This window comes from Streptomyces sp. ISL-66 (assembly GCF_018614135.1).
Classification (GTDB): Bacteria; Actinomycetota; Actinomycetes; order Streptomycetales; family Streptomycetaceae; genus Streptomyces.
On sequence record NZ_JAGGOW010000072.1, the window covers coordinates 80,060 to 97,538 of the forward strand.

The 17,479-nt window shown below is 70.1% G+C and carries 15 protein-coding genes and 1 riboswitch; of the genes, 3 read left to right on the forward strand and 12 right to left on the reverse strand.

The window, feature by feature from the left end; all coding sequences use genetic code 11:
* Positions 1-23: 23 nt before the first annotated feature.
* Entirely contained in the window at positions 24-1,559 is a 1,536-nt protein-coding gene (locus J7E97_RS15195) for a glutamate-cysteine ligase family protein (protein ID WP_215027275.1), read from the reverse strand.
* Between the two features lie 516 nt (positions 1,560-2,075).
* Here J7E97_RS15195 and J7E97_RS15200 point away from each other — a divergent pair.
* Together J7E97_RS15200 and J7E97_RS15205 are read left to right on the forward strand one after the other, a co-directional pair.
* Positions 2,076-2,696: a hypothetical protein gene (locus tag J7E97_RS15200; protein ID WP_215027277.1), complete on the forward strand. Its 621-nt coding sequence runs from the start codon at positions 2,076-2,078 to the stop codon at positions 2,694-2,696.
* Between the two features lie 286 nt (positions 2,697-2,982).
* Entirely contained in the window at positions 2,983-3,189 is a 207-nt protein-coding gene (locus J7E97_RS15205; RefSeq protein WP_285428213.1) for a DUF5999 family protein, read from the forward strand.
* 104 nt (positions 3,190-3,293) lie between these two features.
* On the opposite strand, the gene gcvP is transcribed toward J7E97_RS15205, so the two are convergent.
* Positions 3,294-6,179, reverse strand: coding sequence for an aminomethyl-transferring glycine dehydrogenase (gene gcvP / locus J7E97_RS15210; protein WP_215027281.1), 2,886 nt, complete (start codon positions 6,177-6,179; stop codon positions 3,294-3,296).
* A gap of 199 nt (positions 6,180-6,378) precedes the next feature.
* Positions 6,379-6,477: riboswitch (glycine riboswitch) on the reverse strand.
* Between the two features lie 119 nt (positions 6,478-6,596).
* Here gcvP and J7E97_RS15215 point away from each other — a divergent pair.
* Positions 6,597-6,962, forward strand: coding sequence for a PRC-barrel domain-containing protein (locus J7E97_RS15215; RefSeq protein WP_215027283.1), 366 nt, complete (start codon positions 6,597-6,599; stop codon positions 6,960-6,962).
* A gap of 63 nt (positions 6,963-7,025) precedes the next feature.
* On the opposite strand, the gene J7E97_RS15220 is transcribed toward J7E97_RS15215, so the two are convergent.
* From J7E97_RS15220 to J7E97_RS15265, 10 genes are all read right to left on the reverse strand, one after another.
* Positions 7,026-8,633, reverse strand: a complete 1,608-nt coding sequence (locus tag J7E97_RS15220) for a DNA polymerase IV (protein WP_215027285.1) — start codon at positions 8,631-8,633, stop codon at positions 7,026-7,028.
* Positions 8,634-8,794: 161 nt separating this feature from the next.
* The gene (locus tag J7E97_RS15225) at positions 8,795-9,451 is read right to left on the reverse strand and encodes a MerR family transcriptional regulator (RefSeq protein ID WP_215027286.1); all 657 of its coding nucleotides are present in this window, start codon (positions 9,449-9,451) and stop codon (positions 8,795-8,797) included.
* Between the two features lie 180 nt (positions 9,452-9,631).
* Positions 9,632-10,105 (reverse strand): bifunctional nuclease family protein, encoded by a 474-nt coding sequence (locus J7E97_RS15230; RefSeq protein ID WP_007262890.1) that lies wholly within the window; start codon positions 10,103-10,105, stop codon positions 9,632-9,634.
* Positions 10,106-10,201: 96 nt separating this feature from the next.
* Positions 10,202-10,975 carry a MerR family transcriptional regulator gene (locus tag J7E97_RS15235; protein WP_215027288.1) on the reverse strand — a complete coding sequence of 258 codons (774 nt, stop codon included), beginning with the start codon at positions 10,973-10,975 and terminating at the stop codon, positions 10,202-10,204.
* A gap of 19 nt (positions 10,976-10,994) precedes the next feature.
* Positions 10,995-11,537 carry an FHA domain-containing protein gene (locus tag J7E97_RS36630; RefSeq protein ID WP_285428215.1) on the reverse strand — a complete coding sequence of 181 codons (543 nt, stop codon included), beginning with the start codon at positions 11,535-11,537 and terminating at the stop codon, positions 10,995-10,997.
* 486 nt (positions 11,538-12,023) lie between these two features.
* Positions 12,024-12,821, reverse strand: coding sequence for a DUF881 domain-containing protein (locus J7E97_RS15245; protein WP_215027290.1), 798 nt, complete (start codon positions 12,819-12,821; stop codon positions 12,024-12,026).
* 5 nt (positions 12,822-12,826) lie between these two features.
* Complete coding sequence (locus J7E97_RS15250) at positions 12,827-13,159, reverse strand: small basic family protein (protein WP_030158423.1); 333 nt, start codon at positions 13,157-13,159, stop codon at positions 12,827-12,829.
* Positions 13,156-14,088: a DUF881 domain-containing protein gene (locus tag J7E97_RS15255; RefSeq protein ID WP_215027292.1), complete on the reverse strand. Its 933-nt coding sequence runs from the start codon at positions 14,086-14,088 to the stop codon at positions 13,156-13,158. The genes J7E97_RS15250 and J7E97_RS15255 overlap by 4 nt, the downstream gene beginning before the upstream one ends.
* A gap of 112 nt (positions 14,089-14,200) precedes the next feature.
* Complete coding sequence (locus tag J7E97_RS15260) at positions 14,201-16,696, reverse strand: mannose-1-phosphate guanyltransferase (protein ID WP_215027293.1); 2,496 nt, start codon at positions 16,694-16,696, stop codon at positions 14,201-14,203.
* A gap of 99 nt (positions 16,697-16,795) precedes the next feature.
* The gene (locus tag J7E97_RS15265) at positions 16,796-17,386 is read right to left on the reverse strand and encodes a CDP-alcohol phosphatidyltransferase family protein (protein WP_215027295.1); all 591 of its coding nucleotides are present in this window, start codon (positions 17,384-17,386) and stop codon (positions 16,796-16,798) included.
* Positions 17,387-17,479: the final 93 nt, after the last annotated feature.

Below are 17,479 nucleotides of genomic sequence, written 5' to 3' on the forward strand. Positions count from 1 at the left end.
CAGAAGACGGACACGCCCCTCGCTCAACCCTCGGCCGCCACCGCGGCGCCCACCTCCTCCTCGGCGAGCCCGACCGGCCAGGTGTGCACCGGTTCGCCCTTGTGCATCAGTTCGCTGTAGCGGCGCGTGGTCGCGGCGAGCGCCGCGTCCCGCTCCAGCCCGGCCGCGCGCGCCCGGTGGTAGGTGTCCACCTGCCAGGTGGCTCCGTTGGTCCGGCGCCGGCACCGCTCCTCGATGATGCCGAGGTAGTGGTCCCGGTCGGCGGGCTCGATGCCCCACGCGTCCAGCCCGGCGGCCGCCATCGGCAGCAGCTCGTCGAGGACCAGCCGCACCGCCGGCCCGCTCGCCAGTCCCCCGCCCCGGCCCCGGCGGGGCCAGCGCAGGCGGGCGTCGATGCCGTAGCGGCAGGCGGCGTCGAAATTGGCCTCCGCCTCCGCGAAGGGCAGCCGGCTCCACACCGGGCGCGGCTCGTCCGCGAGGGTCCGTACGAGCCCGTAGTAGAAGGCGGCGTTGGCGACGACGTCGGCCACCGTCGGTCCGGCGGGCAGCACCCGGTTCTCCACGCGCAGGTGCGGCACCCCGTCGGCGACCCCGTAGACGGGCCGGTTCCACCGGTAGACGGTGCCGTTGTGCAGCACCAGCTCCTGCAGGCTCGGCACCCCGCCCTCGGCGAGCACCCTCAGCGGCTCCTCCTCGTCGCAGATCGGCAGCAGGGCCGGGAAGTAGCGGACGTTCTCGGCGAAGAGCTCGTACGCCGAATCCACCCACCGCTCGCCGAACCAGGTGCGCGGCCGCACCCCCTGGGCCTGGAGCTCGGGCGGACGGGTGTCGGTGGCCTGTTGGAAGAGCGGCGGCCGCGACTCCCGCCACAGCTCGCGCCCGAACAGGAAAGGCGAGTTGGCGCCGACGGCTATCTGTACGGCGGCCACCGCCTGCGCCGCGTTCCACACGTCCGCGAACCGGGCCGGCGTCACTTGCAGGTGCAGCTGTACGGAGGTGCAGGCGGCCTCCGGCACGATCGACCCGGAAGTCCAGGTCAGCCGCTCCACCCCGTCGATGTCGAGCGTGAAGTCCTCGCCGCGCATCGTCAGGATCTGCTCGTTCAGCAGCGAGTAGCGGTCCACCGCCGAGAGGTTGGCGGTGACCAGGTCGGCGCGGGAGATGGTCGGCAGAATTCCGATCATCACCACCCCGGCGTCGATCTCCACGGCCTGCCGGTGGGCATAGCCGAGCCCCGCGCTCAGTTCCTCGGCGAGCTGGTCGAATACCCGGCCGCCGAGCCGGTGCGGGAGTACGTTCACCTCCAGGTTGAACATTCCCAGTTCCGTCTGGAAATCGGGGCTCGCTATGCGCTCCAGAACCTGCGCATTCACCATTCTCGGCAAACCGTCGGGACCCGCGAGATTCAGCTCGATCTCCAGCCCCATCATGTTCTTCGGGCGATCGAACCTCTTCTCCGCCAGGAGCCGCTCCAGTCCCTCCAGACACTCGTGGAGCTTCCGTCGGTACCGTTGCCGATCGGACAGGTCGAATCCGCCCGCCACGACCTTCTCCCCCATCGGAGCGTCCCTCCTCGAGTGGGCCTGGCCGGATTGGAAGAGATCCGTCGGCCCAGGCGCGCGTTACGCTCGATGATGCCCCGACGCAGTGATCGATAACGCGGAAGGGGCGTGTCTGGCGAGGAGCGCGCGCCGGTTTGGCCGACAGGCGCTTTGGCACATTCACCTGGCAAGCCCTCGTACGCAAATACCGCGTCGGTTTTGCCGGTTCCGGATAACCGATGCTTTCCAGCCGAGCCCCCGTCCGGTAACCTCCGAGGTCAGCGGGGCACGTTTGCGCGCACGCGGCATGAATGCCATGTCAGAGGGACCGGTAAGCGCCTTGCAGGCAATAGGCGGGACAGCTAGCCGAAACACTGCGTGAACACATGTCGTATAAACTCCGCAAACGAGGCAGAGAGTTGGCGCGCGGCCATTGCCCCTCAGCCCCCCTCTGGCCCCAGAATGCGACAGCGCCGTCCCGCACCCGTACCTCGCCCCCGATCCACCGGTCTCCCAAGTGAGAGGCGACCCACCATGCCGCTGCATGTCCCTCCGGCTCCCGCGCCCGCCCTGCGCAGCGTCCTCGCGGCCCTCGGTTCTCCCACCGCCGTCAATGAGGCGCACACCCCGGCCCTGCGGGCCCTCCAGGGTCCGATGACCGCCGAACTGCCGCTGCCCGTCCACGTCCTGGACCGACTGAACATCTCGGGCCTGACCTCCGGCGACAGGCCGCCGCGTACGAGGCTGACCGGCTGGCGGTTCCTGATCCGCAGCGGAGACCGCTACGTCGCCGCGGCCGATACCCGGCTGACCCCGGACGGGTGGGCCTTCTCCCACTTCTTCGAGGGCCCCTACGTCGCCGCCACCGAACGCGCGCTGCGCCAGGCCGAGTCGCTCGGCAAGAACTACCAGCCGCGCCTGCTGTCCGTGCCGGAGCTGTACATGCTGACGCTGTGGCTGCACGGATCGGTGAGGGCCGACGCCTCCGCCGGGCTGCCGGCCGCGGCCGATCTGCTGATCCCGCTGGCGCCCGCCCCACCGGGCATCGCCGCCTACCGGCCGCACACCGTGTCCGAACTGCTGCCCGTGCTGACCCACCGGCTCACGCCTCCGGCGCCACCGGTCCCGCCTTCGATGGCGGCCCCGGCCGCCTGAGGGGGCCCGAGGACCAAGCGGGTGCCCACCCGTCCGGCCCATTCGGCCTAGCCCACTCGGGCCCCCTGCGAACCATCCGAAATGACAGGGGAGTTGACCTGAACCGCCCGCACGGGTGATGCGTCATCAATCTATGAGGACAGCTGCCGGGAAATCCCTGCGGACACCCTGTCGTAGGGGAACACTGGGGGCCCTGACCAAGCCAAGTCGTTGATACGGGGGGGCGGCCATGAACAACGCATCGAGCCGCAGCACACAGACCACACCGCAGCGAAAGAACGCATCCATGTGCCAGCACAAGCCAGCATGCCCGACCGCCGACTCCGCCGACCGGGAGGCCGCACACCCCGTGGCCGTGCACCCGGAGCAGGGCTGGAGCCTGCTGTGCAACGGCGTCCTGCTCTTCGAGGACACCGGTGAGCTGCTGCCGGACGGCCAGATCATCGCCCCCCACCGCGCACTCGCGGCGGCGCACGTGATGAAGGCGGCCTAACCGAGGCCCGTCCGCCGACAGTCGGTACCCGAAGGGGCCGGCCCAGGAGTACGACTCCCGGACCGGCCCCTTCGTCTTGCCCAGATCGCTGGAACCGGTTGGTCCTAGTTGTCGTACTCGTCCAGCGGCGGGCAGGAACACACCAGGTTCCGGTCACCGAAGGCACCGTCGATGCGGCGCACCGGCGGCCAGTACTTCTCCGCGGCCGATACCCCGCCCGGGAAGACGGCCTCGTCGCGGGTGTACGGGTGGTTCCACTCGCCGCCCAGCGCCGCCGCCGTGTGCGGGGAGTTGGCCAGCGGGTTGTCGTCCACCGGCCACTCGCCCGCCGCGACCCGCTCGACCTCGCCGCGGATCGCGATCATCGCGTCGCAGAAGCGGTCGATCTCGGCGAGGTCCTCGGACTCCGTCGGCTCGATCATGAGCGTCCCGGCGACCGGGAAGGACATGGTCGGCGCGTGAAACCCGTAGTCGATCAGGCGCTTGGCGATGTCGTCGATGCTCACGCCCGTCGCCTTCGACAGCGGACGCATGTCGATGATGCACTCGTGCGCGACCAAGTTGCCCGGACCGGTGTACAGCACCGGGTAGTGCGGCTCCAGGCGCTTGGCGATGTAGTTGGCGCCGAGCACCGCGACCTGGGTGGCGCGCTTGAGGCCCTCGCCGCCCATGAGGCGCACGTACGACCAGGAGATCGGCAGGATGCCGGCCGAGCCCCACGGCGCCGCCGAGATCGGGCCGACACCCGTCTCGGGACCGGCGGCCGGCTGCAACGGGTGGTTCGGCAGGTACGGGGCCAGGTGCGCCCGGACACCGACCGGGCCGACGCCCGGACCGCCGCCGCCGTGCGGGATGCAGAAGGTCTTGTGCAGGTTCAGGTGCGAGACGTCGCCGCCGAAGTGACCCGGCTTGGCCAGGCCCACCAGGGCGTTGAGGTTGGCGCCGTCCACGTAGACCTGGCCGCCGGCGTCGTGCACCTGCGCGCAGATGTCGGCAACGGGCTCCTCGAACACACCGTGCGTGGAGGGGTAGGTGATCATCAGCACGGCGAGCTCGTCGCGGTACTGCTCGATCTTGGCGCGCAGGTCGGCCGCGTCCACCTCGCCGTCGTCGGCCGTCTTGACGACGACGACCTTCATGCCGGCCATCACGGCGCTCGCGGCGTTGGTGCCGTGCGCGGAGGACGGGATCAGGCAGACGGTGCGCTGCTCGTCGCCGTTCGCCCGGTGGTAGGCGCGGACGGCCAGCAGGCCGGCGAGCTCACCCTGGGAGCCGGCGTTCGGCTGGATGGAGACCTTGTCGTAGCCGGTGACCTCGCAGAGACGTTCCTCCAGCTCGGTGATGAGCGTGAGGTACCCCTGCGCCTGCTCCACCGGGGCGAACGGGTGCAGCTGACCGAACTCGGGCCAAGTGACCGGCTCCATCTCGGTGGTCGCGTTGAGCTTCATGGTGCAGGAGCCCAGCGGGATCATGCCGCGGTCCAGCGCGTAGTCCTTGTCCGCGAGCTTGCGCAGGTAGCGCAGCATCGCGGTCTCGGAGCGGTGCTGGTGGAAGACCGGGTGGGTCAGGTACGCGTCCTCGCGCAGCAGCCCCTCCGGCAGCGCGTCGGCCGTGGTGGCGTCGAGCGCCTCCACGTCGGCGTCGACCCCGAAGGCCGCCCAGACGGCTTCGACGTCGGCGCGCAGGGTGGTCTCGTCGCAGGACGCGGAGACCAGGTCGGCGTCCACCTGGTACAGGTTGACCCCGCCCTCGCGGGCGGCGGCCACGACCTCGGCGGCCCGGCCGGGGACCCGGGCGGTGACGGTGTCGAAGTAGGCGCCGTGCACGATCTCGACGCCGCCGGCCGTCAGGCCCGCGGCGAGCAGGGCGGCGTAGCGGTGGGTGCGGCGGGCGATCGTCCGCAGGCCGTCCGGGCCGTGGTAGACGGCGTACATGCCGGCCATGACGGCGAGCAGCACCTGCGCGGTGCAGATGTTGCTGGTGGCCTTCTCGCGGCGGATGTGCTGCTCACGGGTCTGCAGGGCCAGGCGGTAGGCCTTGTTCCCGTCCGCGTCCACGGAGACGCCGACGAGGCGGCCGGGCAGCGAGCGGGCGTGCTTGGCCTGGACGGCCATGTACCCGGCGTGCGGTCCGCCGAAGCCCATGGGGACGCCGAAGCGCTGGGTGGTGCCGACCGCGATGTCCGCGCCCAGCTCGCCCGGGGAGGTCAGCAGGGTCAGGGCGAGCAGGTCGGCGGAGACGGCGACGATCGCGCCGAGCTCGTGCGCCTGGTCGATGACCGGCTTGATGTCCCGCACGGCGCCGGAGGCGCCCGGGTACTGGACCAGGACACCGTAGACGCCGCGCTCGGCGACCTCGGCCGGGACGCCCGCGGACAGGTCGGCGACGACGATCTCGATGCCGATCGGCTCGGCGCGGGTCTGGATCACCGCGATGGTCTGCGGCAGCGCGTCGGCGTCGACCAGGAAGACGTTGCCCTTGGCCTTGCCCACCCGGCGGGCCAGCGTCATGGCCTCGGCGGCCGCGGTGCCCTCGTCGAGGAGGGAGGCACCGGAGGTCGGCAGGCCGGTCAGCTCCGCGACGACCGTCTGGAAGTTCAGCAGGGCTTCGAGGCGGCCCTGCGAGATCTCGGGCTGGTACGGCGTGTACGCCGTGTACCAGGCCGGGTTCTCCATGACGTTGCGCAGGATCACCGGCGGCGTGAAGGTCCCGTAGTAGCCGAGACCGATCATGGAGGAGAGGACCTGGTTGCGGTCGGCGAGCCGGCGCAGCTCGGCCAGCACCTCGGCCTCGGTCCGCGCCTCGGGCAGGTTCAGCGCGGCGGTGGTCTTGATCACATCCGGTACCGCGGCGGCGGTCAGTTCGTCCAGGGAGCCGTAGCCCACCTGGGCGAGCATCTTCGCCTGCGCCTCGGCATCCGGGCCGATGTGGCGCTGCTCGAAGGGGATGCCTCGCTCCAGCTGTGAGAGCGGAATGCGGTTGGCGGTCATGTACGGAGGCCTCCTGGTCGTACGACCTGCGAGGGGTGCCTCGGCGCGGGCACCCGGACGGCCTCCCCCTCTGTCATCACAACCTGAGAGTTTCACCGGGCCGCTCGAGGATCGCTCGCGAGGACCGGTTTTCACCGTCGGTGAGGAGGGGAACCGGCACTGCGCGCCCGGTACCCGCCCCTGCTTTCCAGAGTGGCCTCACCTACGTGCGGTACGTATGCCTGAGAGATTCCGGGGAGGATTTGCTCCTTCGGCGCCTCCGTCGAGCTCACTCGGAGGACTCTCCCGCACAGGGTCAACAGCCGTCACCCAGCCTACCAGCGAGGATCCGGGAGCCTCCCTCGAGTGGCCCCCTCTCCGGAAATGCACTTTTGTAGTCATTACGGAGGAGTTGCGACCAACTGGAGGGACCGGACCGTGCAGACCGACATCGATCCCCGCAGCCTGATCGGCCGCAAGGCGTTCGACCGCAACGGCACCAAGATCGGCACCATCGACGAGGTCTACCTCGACGATGCCACGGGCGTCCCTGAATGGGCCGCCGTACGGACCGGCCTCTTCAGCCGGGACGCCTTCGTCCCCCTGGAGCCCAGCGAGATGGTGGGCGACACCCTGCACGTGCCCTTCGAGCGCTCCCTCATCAAGGACGCCCCCGACTTCGGCGTCGGCCGGCACCTCTCCCCCGAACAGGAGCTGCAGCTCTACCACCACTACGGCCTCGACGTGGCCCTCCCCAGCGACTTCCAGCGCGACTTCGGCCACCTCGCGGGGGACGAGGGCTAATCCCTGGGCTGATCCCTGGGCCGGTCAGAGCTAGTCCGCGGCTGGTCCAGGGCTGGTCCGAAGTTACGCAGTCCCCGTCGGATCGTGCCCGGGCCCCACTCCGGGTTCGGCCGGGATGCCGACCAGCGGCAGCGGATCGGACGGCTCCAGGGCGGGGTCGTCCACCAGGAAGGTCCGCACCCGGCCCGGCTCCGAGCCGGGCCGCTCGAACCGCACGGTCACCCGCCCGACACCGCTCCCCTGGACCCACCCCGGCCCGTACACGGCGTGCCGCACGTCCGCCCCGGCATGCCACAGCCTCCCGGAGGCCGCCCCGGCCCCGCCGACCGCCCCGCCGGTGCCCGCCTCCACGGTCGCGGCCTGTCCCCCGGGCCCCGCTACACCGGTCGGCGGCGAGCCCTCCGCCCCACCGGCCTCCGCGGAATCCCCCGCCTCTGCGGCCGTGTCCGCCTCCGTGCCCGCCTCCGTGCCCGCCTCCATCACCGCAGCCGTCCCGGTGGCCTCCCGGGCCCCCGTGGCCCCGTCCGGCCCAACGGTGCCCGTCTCTCCCGTCTCTCCTGCTTCTCCCGTCGTGTCTGCCTCGCCCTCCCCCCGAGCGGCCAGCGCGAAGGCGAAGAGGTCCTCCTGCGTGTAGTCCGCCAGCCCCGTCACGCCCACGCCGAGCAGCCGCACGCCGCCCGTGGTGTCCACCGCCTCCAGCAGCCGCGCCGCCGCCTCCCGCACCACCGCCGGGTCGTCGGTCGGGCCCCGCAGCGTCTCGGACCGGGTGAGCGTGGAGAAGTCGTAGCGCCGCACCTTGAGCACGATCGTCCGCCCCGAGTGCCCGGACTCCCGCAGCCGGTGCACGCACCGGTCCGCGAGCCGCTGCACCTCGCCCCGGATCCGCACCCGGTCGTGCAGGTCCACGTCGAAGGTGTCCTCGACCGACACGGACTTCGCGTCGCGCTCGGCGACCACCGGCCGCTCGTCCAGGCCCAGCGCCATCCGGTACAGCCCGACCCCGTGGGAGCGCCCCACCATCCGGACCAGCTCGTCCTCGCCCGCTTCCGCCAGCTCCCCCACCGTGGTGATCCCGGCCCGCCGCAGGTGCTCGCCCGTGGCCGGCCCCACCCCCGGCAGCGTCCGTACCGACATCGGCGCGAGGTGCGCCCGCTCCGTGCCGACCTCGATCAGCAGCAGCCCCGCCGGTTTGGCCTCCTCGGAGGCCACCTTGGCCAGCATCTTGGACCCGGCCAGTCCGACCGATCCGCTGAGCCCGGTCGCGGCCATGATGTCCGCGCGCAGCCGTTCCCCGGCGGCCCGTGCGCCCGCCGCGTCGAAGGCGACGCCGCCCGCCTCCAGGTCCACGAAGGCCTCGTCCAGGCTGAGCGGCTCGACGAGCGGCGACAACTCCCGCAGGAGGGCCATGACGATGTCGCTCACCGACCGGTACAGGCTGAAGCGCGGGATCAGGTACGCGCCGTTCGGGCAGAGCCGCCGCGCCTGGGCCGTCGGCATGGCCGAATGGACCCCGAACCGCCTGGCCTCGTACGAGCAGGTGGCCACGACCCCGCGTGGCCCGAGCCCGCCGACGATGACGGCCTTGCCGCGCAGGCTCGGCTTCGACGCCTGCTCCACGGAGGCGTAGAAGGCGTCCATGTCCAGATGCAGGATGGTCGGCGCGGCTCTCACAGCCCCGATGCTGCCCTACGCCACTGACAATCGGCTCCGGGCGGCCCGGCCACGCCCGCCGTCACGGCGAGCGGTGCCGGCCGTACCGGCGCCCTCGCCCCCGGACCGCTCGTTCCGCTCACAGCACTGGCTAGAGCTGCGAGCGGCGCGTGAGCGGCGCACTAGACGGCCCGGTTCCGCCGCGCTGCCAGCTCGTCGGCCGGGTTGTGCCCGACCACCGTCTCACCGGTGTCCACGCGCTCGCCGTGCAGCTGCGACAGCGTGTTCTCGACGTCGCGCCAGACCACGCCCACGGCGATGCCGAAGATTCCTTGACCGCCCTGGAGCAGGCTGACGACCTGCTCCGGCGAGGTGCACTCGTACACCGTGGCGCCGTCGCTCATCAGCGTCATGCGCTCGAGGTCGGAGAAGCCGCGGTCACGCAGGTGCTGCACGGCGGTGCGGATGTTCTGCAGCGCCACCCCGGTGTCCAGGAAACGCTTGACGATCTTGAGGACCACCACGTCCCGGAAGCTGTACAGGCGCTGCGTGCCCGACCCGTACGCGGGCCGCACGCTCGGCTCCACCAGCCCCGTCCGCGCCCAGTAGTCGAGCTGCCGGTAGGTGATCCCGGCCGCGGCGCACGCCGTCGGCCCGCGGTAACCCACCTGCTCCGGTGCCGGTCCGCCACCTTGGGGCACCACCGGCCCCATGGAACCGACCGGCGCGGGCTCCGGCTGACGGCGCGCGGACCCCACCGCACCACCGTGCAGCGGGTACGGCCCACCGTCACTCCGTGCGGGGATGCCCCCGGTCATACCGTCGCCCGTGACTCTCACGCCGACCCTCCGTCCTTGACCTGCCACCTCGAAGGTAGGCAGTCACCAGGGGTGCGTCAACGATCGCCACACTCGGCACGCCGAGTGATAATCACCCTGAGAGTGGTTTCCCGTACCCCATTGCGGGGAAAGGCTACTCGAATGGGCTGTAATTCCCTGGAGGACGACGCGGCCCGCGCCTCACTGCGGGCCGGTACCGAAGTCCTCTGGCGAGATCTGGTCGAGGAACTCGCGGAACTTCTCCACCTCGTCCTCCTGCTCGTCCGGAATCGCGATTCCGGCGTCGTCCAGCACGCCGTCGCTGCCGTAGATCGGCGTGCCGGTCCGCAGGGCGAGCGCTATGGCGTCGGACGGCCTCGCGCTCACCTCGACCCCGCTGGCGAAGACGAGCTCCGCATAGAAAACGCCCTCCCGCAGATCCGTGATCCGGACTTCGGTGAGCTCCTCGCCGACCGCCTCCAGCACGTCCTTGAACAGGTCGTGCGTCAGCGGTCGCGCAGGGGCCATCCCCTGCTGCGCGAAGGCAATGGCGGTCGCCTCCCCTGGTCCGATCCAGATGGGGAGGTACCGGTCGCCTCCCACTTCACGCAGGAGCACGATCGGTTGGTTCGAGGGCATTTCCACCCGGACACCCACAACGTCGAGCTCGTTCACACAGCAACCCTAGGACCTGCCCGGCCGGTTTGGGTAGTCGGGCTCCCCCAAGGCTGCCCCCAGAAGCCCTCCGGAACCCTTCCGGAGGCCCCCGAATCAGTGCAGCCGCACCCCGAGAGCCGTTTGTACGAGGGCCTCGTGCAGCCGCACGGAAAGCCCCGCGAGCTCCTTCATGGTGGCCTCCGCATGCGCCCTGGTCTGCGGATTGCGGTGGCGGCGCAGCGGGGAGACGACCTGCTCGATCAGACCGGCCTCCCGGTCGGCCGCGGCCTTCATCGCCCGCAGATGGCGCGGCTCCAGCCCGAATCGCCCGAGATCTGCCACCAGACGGGCGACGGTGACGGCCTCGGCGTCGAATCCACCCCCCGGGGCCTCGGCGAGCAGCCCGTAGGACTCCCACTCCACGAGCTGTACCTCGTCCACCTCCGCAGCGGCGATCAGCTCGGCCCGGCCCACCCGGGCCACGGTCGGACGCTCCCGGCCCACCTCGCCGTAGAGGGCGACGGGGCTCGCGGGATCGACGGACTCCCCGTGCGCCGCGGGCGCCGGGATACGGATCTGCTCGCCCCGATCGAGGGCGTCGAGCTGCTCGCGGATGACCTTCAACGGAAGGTAGTGGTCGCGCTGGAGCCGCAGGACGCGCGCGAGGCGCTCCACGTCGTCGGTGCTGAACTTGCGGTATCCGGAAGGCGTGCGCTTGGGCTCGACGAGCCCCTCCGCTTCCAGGAAACGGATCTTGGAGATCGTCACTTCGGGGAACTCGTCACGCAGCATCGTGAGCACCGTGCCGATGCTCACCAGCCGCCTGGCCGAGGCGGCGGTGCCGGCGGTGCCGCTCTTGGCGGCACCGCCTGCCGGGATTCGCAGCATGGGACCTTCCCTTGAAGGGTCAGTGCCCCCGCAGGCTCGCGTAGAAGACCAGCCGGTACTTGCCGATCTGCACTTCGTCGCCGTTGTGGAGCGAGACGGAGTCGATCGGCTCACGGTTCACGTACGTGCCGTTGAGGCTGCCGACGTCGGAAACGGTGAAGCCCCCGTCGTTGCTCCTGCGGAATTCGACATGCCGACGGGAGACGGTGACGTCATCCAGGAAGATGTCGCTCTGCGGGTGCCGGCCGGCCGTCGTGAGCTCGCCGTCCAAGAGGAAGCGGCTGCCGGAGTTGGGGCCGCGCCGCACGATCAGCAGAGCGGAACCCGGAGGCAGTGCTTCCACCGCGGCCTGGGCCTCGGGGGACAGCGAGGACGACACGTGCGTCTGTCCCGACACCTCGGCCTCGTAGGCCTCGAGGCCCGAGATCGAGATGGTGGACGTGGTCTCCGAGGCACGCTCCGGCGTCAGGCCCGCCCGCAACGGCGCGCCGCAGTTGGAGCAGAATCGGCTCGCCGCATCGCTGCGGTGCCCGCACCTGCTGCAAATCTGCTCGGCCGACATGGACGGCTCCTCGCGCCGCGGCTGCCCCGCGGAGGCGTTGGTGGCATACGGGTCGGGTGCGAACCCTCCACCCGTACTTGAGGTTGATGGTTCACCGAAACCTATGCGTCCGGTACCGGCAGGGTCAACAGCCGACGCGCCCTGCGCGCCCGAAATATCACCCGCGCCGACGACCTCGTCACGGAAGAGCGGCCGGTCGCCCTGCCCTTCCACGTCTCCGTGTCCCGCACGGTGCCTGGCCGCACCACTTTCCTCGCGGTTCTTCTTGCCGAACAACTTCTCAAACAACTTCACGGGCGATTCCCCTTGACCGAAACAGACCCGCCCGTGGGGCAGGACGAACTCCGAATGCAACACCTGCCGACCCGGACATTCTGACAACGTCCGTAACCATCAGACAGTTTCCACCACGCACCGCGACTTCGGTGCGTCGACCCCCCGCAGGCATTCGTCCGCGTGAGCCGGTCCGCTCCTCGCCCCGCCGCCTCACGACGCCGACGACCGAGCGTAGTCAGGCTGCTTCGCAGCCCGCAAGGCATCCACGACGATCTTGGCCGGTCGTGTGACGGTGACGACCGCCTGCTCCTTCTCCAGCGACTGGACGACGCCGCCCGGAATGTTGAGCGCCGGCTCCAGGTCCTGCGGCTTGCCGATCACCCTGAATTCATAGGGTTGTGTGATCTTCTTACCGTCGATCGCGACGCCACCGCCCTCGTCCGAGAAGTACGAGTCCGCGACGATCCGCACCCCGTTGATCTGGATCGCCTCGGCCCCGGCCGCGCGCAGCTCCTGGAGGGTGTCCAGCAGCTTGTCCGACTGCACCTGCCCCTTGGGATCCGAGATCTTCAGCACGATCCCCGGCCCCTGGGCGGCCACCGTACCGGCCAAGATCCCGAGTTGGCGTTCCTTTTCCACGGTCTGCTTCCGGGCCTCCTCGGCCTGGTTGGAGCTGCTCTCCAGCTCCCTGCGCTGTTCCTCGAGCGTCTGCTTCTCGCCCTCCAGCCGCTTGGTCCGCCCGTCCAGTTCGTCGAGGATCCGTACGAGGTCCTCCTGACGGGCCCCGCGCAGCGCGCTGGAGTCACTGTTCGACCGTACCTGGATGGCCAGACCGAGACCCAGGACGAACAACAGCACGGCGACGATCAGTTGGGCCCGGCTCACCCGCGGCGGCCACAGCCCGGCCGCCAGCCGCTGCCGGCCGCTCTGCACGGGCTCGGACGGCACTTGCTTCGACTGCTGCTCCGCGCCCGTCGGTTCCTCGGGCGGGGTGTCGCTCGTACTCATCGGCCTCACGCCCGGAACACGTGCCGGCGGATGGCCGCGGCGTTGGAGAAGATGCGGATGCCCAGAACGACGACCACACCCGTGGACAGCTGCGAGCCGACGCCCAGCTTGTCGCCGAGGAAGACGATCAGGGCGGCCACCACCACGTTCGACAGGAACGACACCACGAAGACCTTGTCGACGAAGATGCCGTCCAGCATCGCGCGCAAACCCCCGAACACCGCGTCCAGCGCCGCGACGACGGCGATCGGCAGATAAGGCTCCACCACGGCCGGCACTTCGGGCCGGACCAGAAGTCCGACCACCACTCCGGCCACGAGGCCCAGTACCGCGATCACGATGCACCCTTCTGCTGCTCTGCTGCTGTGGCTGTACGTACGGTCAGGCTCGACGCGGCCGGCAGCCGCACCTGGTCCTCGGCGGACAAGGCGTAGCGGATCCCGTAGCTCTCCTGCAGGACGTGCAGGTACTGGCCGTCGGCGGAGTCCTGGAACGTCGTTCCCAGCCGCTTCTTGTCACCGATCGCCAGCACTTCGTACGGCGGCACCAGCGGCCTGTTGTCGACCAGTATCGCGTCACCCGCGGCCCGGATCGCCGAAAGGGAGGTCAGCCGCTGGCCGTTGATCGAGATCGCTTCCGCACCGGACTGCCAGAGGCCGTTGACGATCTTCTGCATGTCCCGGTCGCGGAGCCGCCCGGTGTCCGAGAATCCGGCGCTCTCGCGCGGCTTCGTCCCGTTGCCCGTCGACGCGCCCTTGGCGTCGTCCACCATCAGCTTGATCCCGGGTCCACGCACCTCCGTGGCCCCGGACAGCAGCGCCACGAGCTCGCCCTGGTCTCCGCCGTGTTGCTTGAGCGCGGCGCGCTGGCGGTCGGCGACGGCTCCCCGCAGCGTCTCGATGTCCCGCTCCAGGCCGTCCGCGCGCGCGTCCGCCCGGTCGACCCGGTCGATCAGTTCCTGACGCTCCTTGGCCAGCACGGGCGCGGCGACCCGCGCCTGAGCGGCACCCAGAGTGACGACCATCGCGGCGAGGACGAGCCCCGCGGCGAGCCCCAGCTTGGCCTTGAGCGTACGCGGCAGTCCCGCCGTACCGTCCGACTCGCGGCGCGCGGAGGCTTCCGCGTAGCCCTCGTCGAGACTGTGATCCATCACGTGCGTCAGCAGCGACATGGAAGCGTCCGGCCGCGCGGGCCGGGGATCCCCCGGGGCGAAGGCCGGGGGCGGCTCTGAACTCCGGTTGTGGGGCGGCTGCGACATGCCGCACATCGTCGCATGTCGGCGCCGCACACACCCAATGCGCCCGTCGGGTGGGACGGGCCGGGCCTTCGCCCCGCCCGTCCCACCGGACCTTGGACCTACACCGTTCCGTACCCGGAACTCAGTGTCCCGCGCCGTCCACGACCGCCGCCCAGCCGTCCAGCAGCGCCTGCGCGGACGCGTCGTCGGGGCCTTCGGCCCACAGGTGCGTGACCGCCTCCGCCGGGTCCGGCAGCACGAGCGCCCACCGCCCGTCGGCCTCGACCACCCGCACCCCGTCCGTGGTGTCCACCTGCCGGTCCCCGGCCTCCTCCACGACCCGCCGCATGACGAGCCCCTTGACCGCCCACGGGGTCGGCACGTCCCGCTTGAGGACGTGCGCCCGGGGGATCCGGGCATCGATCTGGCTCAGCGTGAGCTGCGTCCGTGCCACCAGCCCGATCAACTGCACGAAGGCCGCCGACCCGTCGAAGACGCTGCTGAACTCCGGAACGATGAAGCCGCCCCGGCCGTCGCCGCCGAAGATGGTGTTCTCCGCGCGGCCCACCCGGGTCAGGTCGTCGGGCGAAGTGGTCGTCCACTCCACCTGCGTCCCGTGGTACGCCGCCACCTGCTCGGCGATCCGGGTCGTGGTCACCGGCAGCGCCACCTTGCCGCTGCGCTTTTCGGCGGCCACCAGGTCGAGCAGCACCAGCAGGGCCCGGTCGTCCTCGATGATCCGCCCGCGCTCGTCCACCAGGGAGATCCGCTCGCCCACCGGGTCGAAGCGGACACCGAAGGCGGCGCGCGATGAAGCCACGATCTCCCCGAGCCGCACCAGCCCGGCCCGCCGGGTTTCGGCGGTCTCCGTCGGCCGGGATTCGTCGAGCCCCGGATTGACAGTGAGGGCGTCGACCCCGAGCCGGCCCAGCAGGCTGGGCAGGACGAGCCCTGCACTGCCGTTGGAGGCGTCCACGACCACCTTGAGCCCGGAGTCCGCGACCCCGGTGATGTCGACCCGGCGCAGCAGCGAACCGGTGTAGGCATCGAAGACGCTTCCGGGGAACTGCAGGTCGCCGATCTCGCCGGGGAAGGCGCGCCGGTACTCCTGGCGCGCGTACACCCGGTCCAGCTTGCGCTGCTGCTGGAGCGAGAGGTCCGCCCCGCGCTCGTCGAGGAACATGATGTCGACGGAGTCGGGGATTCCCGGCGAGGTCCGCAGCACGATCCCGCCGGCGCTGCCGCGAGCGGTCTGCTGCCGGGCCACGGGGAGCGGTACGTTCTCCAGGTCGCGCACATTGATGGCGCTGGCCTGGAGCGCCGAGATCACGGCCCGCTTGAGCGCTCGCGCGCCCCGGGAGTGGTCACGCGCGGTGGTGACCGTCGCCCCCTTCTTCAGGGTCGTGGCATAGGCGCCGGCGAGCCGGACCACCAGCTCGGGGGTGATCTCCACGTTCAGGATGCCGGTGACCCCACGGGCGCCGAACAGATGCGCCTGCCCGCGGGACTCCCAGATCACCGACGTGTTGACGAAGGCACCGGCCTCGATCGTCTTGAAGGGGTAGACGCGTACGTTCCCCTGGATGATCGATTCCTCGCCGACGAGGCACTCGTCGCCGATGACGGCCCCGTCCTCGATCCGGGCGGCCCGCATGATGTCGGTGTTCTTGCCGATGACACAGCCGCGGAGATTGCTGTGCGGCCCGATGTACACGTTGTCGTGGACGACGGCCTTGTGCAGGAACGCGCCGCTCTTGACGACGACGTTCGATCCGACGACGGTGTGCTCGCGGATCTCCACACCGGCTTCGACCTTGGCGTAGTCCCCGATGTACAGCGGCCCGCGCAGCACCGCCTCCGGGCTCACCTCGGCCCCTTCGGCGATCCACACCCCGGGCGAGATCTCGAAGCCGTCCATGTCGACCTGGACCTTGCCCTCGAGCACGTCGGCCTGGGCCTTGACGTAGCTCTCGTGCGTGCCCACGTCCTCCCAGTAGCCCTCGGCGACGTAGCCGTAGATCGGCCGGCCTTCCTTCATCAACTGCGGGAAGACGTCACCGGACCAGTCGACCGAGACGTCCGCGTCCACGTAGTCGAAGATCTCCGGCTCCATCACGTAGATGCCGGTGTTGATGGTGTCCGAGAACACCTGTCCCCAGGTGGGCTTCTCCAGGAAGCGCTCGACCTTGCCTTCCTCGTCCACGATGGTGATGCCGAATTCCAGGGGGTTGGGCACCCGGGTCAGGCATACCGTGACGAGCCCGCCCTTCTCCTTGTGGAAGCGGATCAGGTCGGTGAGGTCGAAGTCGGTCAGCGCGTCGCCGGAAATGACGAGGAAGGTGTCGTCCTTCAATGCCTCCTCGGCGTTCTTCACGCTGCCGGCTGTGCCGAGTGGCTTCTCCTCGTTGGCATAGGTGAGCTCCATACCGAGCTCTTCGCCGTCACCGAAGTAGTTCCTGACGAGTGATGCCAGGAATTGCACGGTGACCACGGTCTCGTTGAGTCCATGCCGCTTGAGCAGCCTGAGCACGTGCTCCATGATCGGCCGGTTGGCCACGGGCAGGAGCGGCTTGGGCATGCTTGAGGTCATGGGGCGAAGGCGTGTGCCTTCGCCGCCGGCCATCACGACGGCCTTCATGTCGGAAGAGTCCTCCTTGAGAGACTACGTCTTAGCCGACATCACCCGTCGCGCACGGTGACCGGGCAAATCTTCGCGTCAGTCAGGCGCCGAACGAGCTCAATCGGCCGTGATGTCCGCCTTCACGAGCCGGCGGACTTGCACCACGTAAAGGATTCCTGCCCACCAATAGAGGGTTGTACCCCATCCGGCGAACGCCCATCCGAAAACTGCCCCCGTCCAGGCCAACCAGCCCGTCCCGTCGCTGACGAGCAGGAAGGGGAACGCGTACATCAGGTTGAAGGTCGCGGCCTTCCCGAGGAAGTTGACCTGGGGCGGCGGATAGCCGTGCCGGCGCAGGATCCAAACCATGACCAGCAGCATCAGCTCGCGCGCGAGAAGGGCCGCGGTCAGCCAGAGCGGCAGAATCCCGCGGTAGGTGAGACCGAACAGGGTGGACAGGATGTAGAGGCGGTCCGCGGCCGGGTCCAGCAGTCGACCGAGGCGACTGATCTGATTCCAGCGCCGCGCGAGCTTCCCGTCGAGGTAGTCGCTGATCCCACTGAGCATGAGGACGGCGAGCGCCCAACCGTCGTGCTTGGCCAGGATCAGCCACAGGAACACGGGTACGCCGACGAGGCGAGCCATGCTCAGGATGTTCGGAATGGTGAAAATTCGGTCGGTCTGAACCCGAGTCTCCTGGACCTCCACCCGGGGGCCTCCACTGTGACTGTAGAAATGTCGAACGATGCCCCCTGACCCTACAGGAGGCCGCGCACCTGCCCGTAAACGCAGAAAAGCCCC

Excerpts from the sequence above, each read along its gene's own strand:
- J7E97_RS15260 (WP_215027293.1), bottom strand. The coding sequence starts at position 16,696 with ATGAAGGCCGTCGTGATGGCCGGCGGCGAAGGCACACGCCTTCGCCCC.
- J7E97_RS15245 (WP_215027290.1), bottom strand. The coding sequence starts at position 12,821 with ATGAGTACGAGCGACACCCCGCCCGAGGAACCGACGGGCGCGGAGCAG.
- J7E97_RS15200 (WP_215027277.1), top strand. The coding sequence starts at position 2,076 with ATGCCGCTGCATGTCCCTCCGGCTCCCGCGCCCGCCCTGCGCAGCGTC.
- J7E97_RS15205 (WP_285428213.1), top strand. The coding sequence starts at position 2,983 with ATGTGCCAGCACAAGCCAGCATGCCCGACCGCCGACTCCGCCGACCGG.
- J7E97_RS15255 (WP_215027292.1), bottom strand. The coding sequence starts at position 14,088 with ATGTGCGGCATGTCGCAGCCGCCCCACAACCGGAGTTCAGAGCCGCCC.
- J7E97_RS15195 (WP_215027275.1), bottom strand. The coding sequence starts at position 1,559 with ATGGGGGAGAAGGTCGTGGCGGGCGGATTCGACCTGTCCGATCGGCAA.
- J7E97_RS15235 (WP_215027288.1), bottom strand. The coding sequence starts at position 10,975 with ATGCTGCGAATCCCGGCAGGCGGTGCCGCCAAGAGCGGCACCGCCGGC.
- gcvP (WP_215027281.1), bottom strand. The coding sequence starts at position 6,179 with ATGACCGCCAACCGCATTCCGCTCTCACAGCTGGAGCGAGGCATCCCC.
- J7E97_RS36630 (WP_285428215.1), bottom strand. The coding sequence starts at position 11,537 with ATGTCGGCCGAGCAGATTTGCAGCAGGTGCGGGCACCGCAGCGATGCG.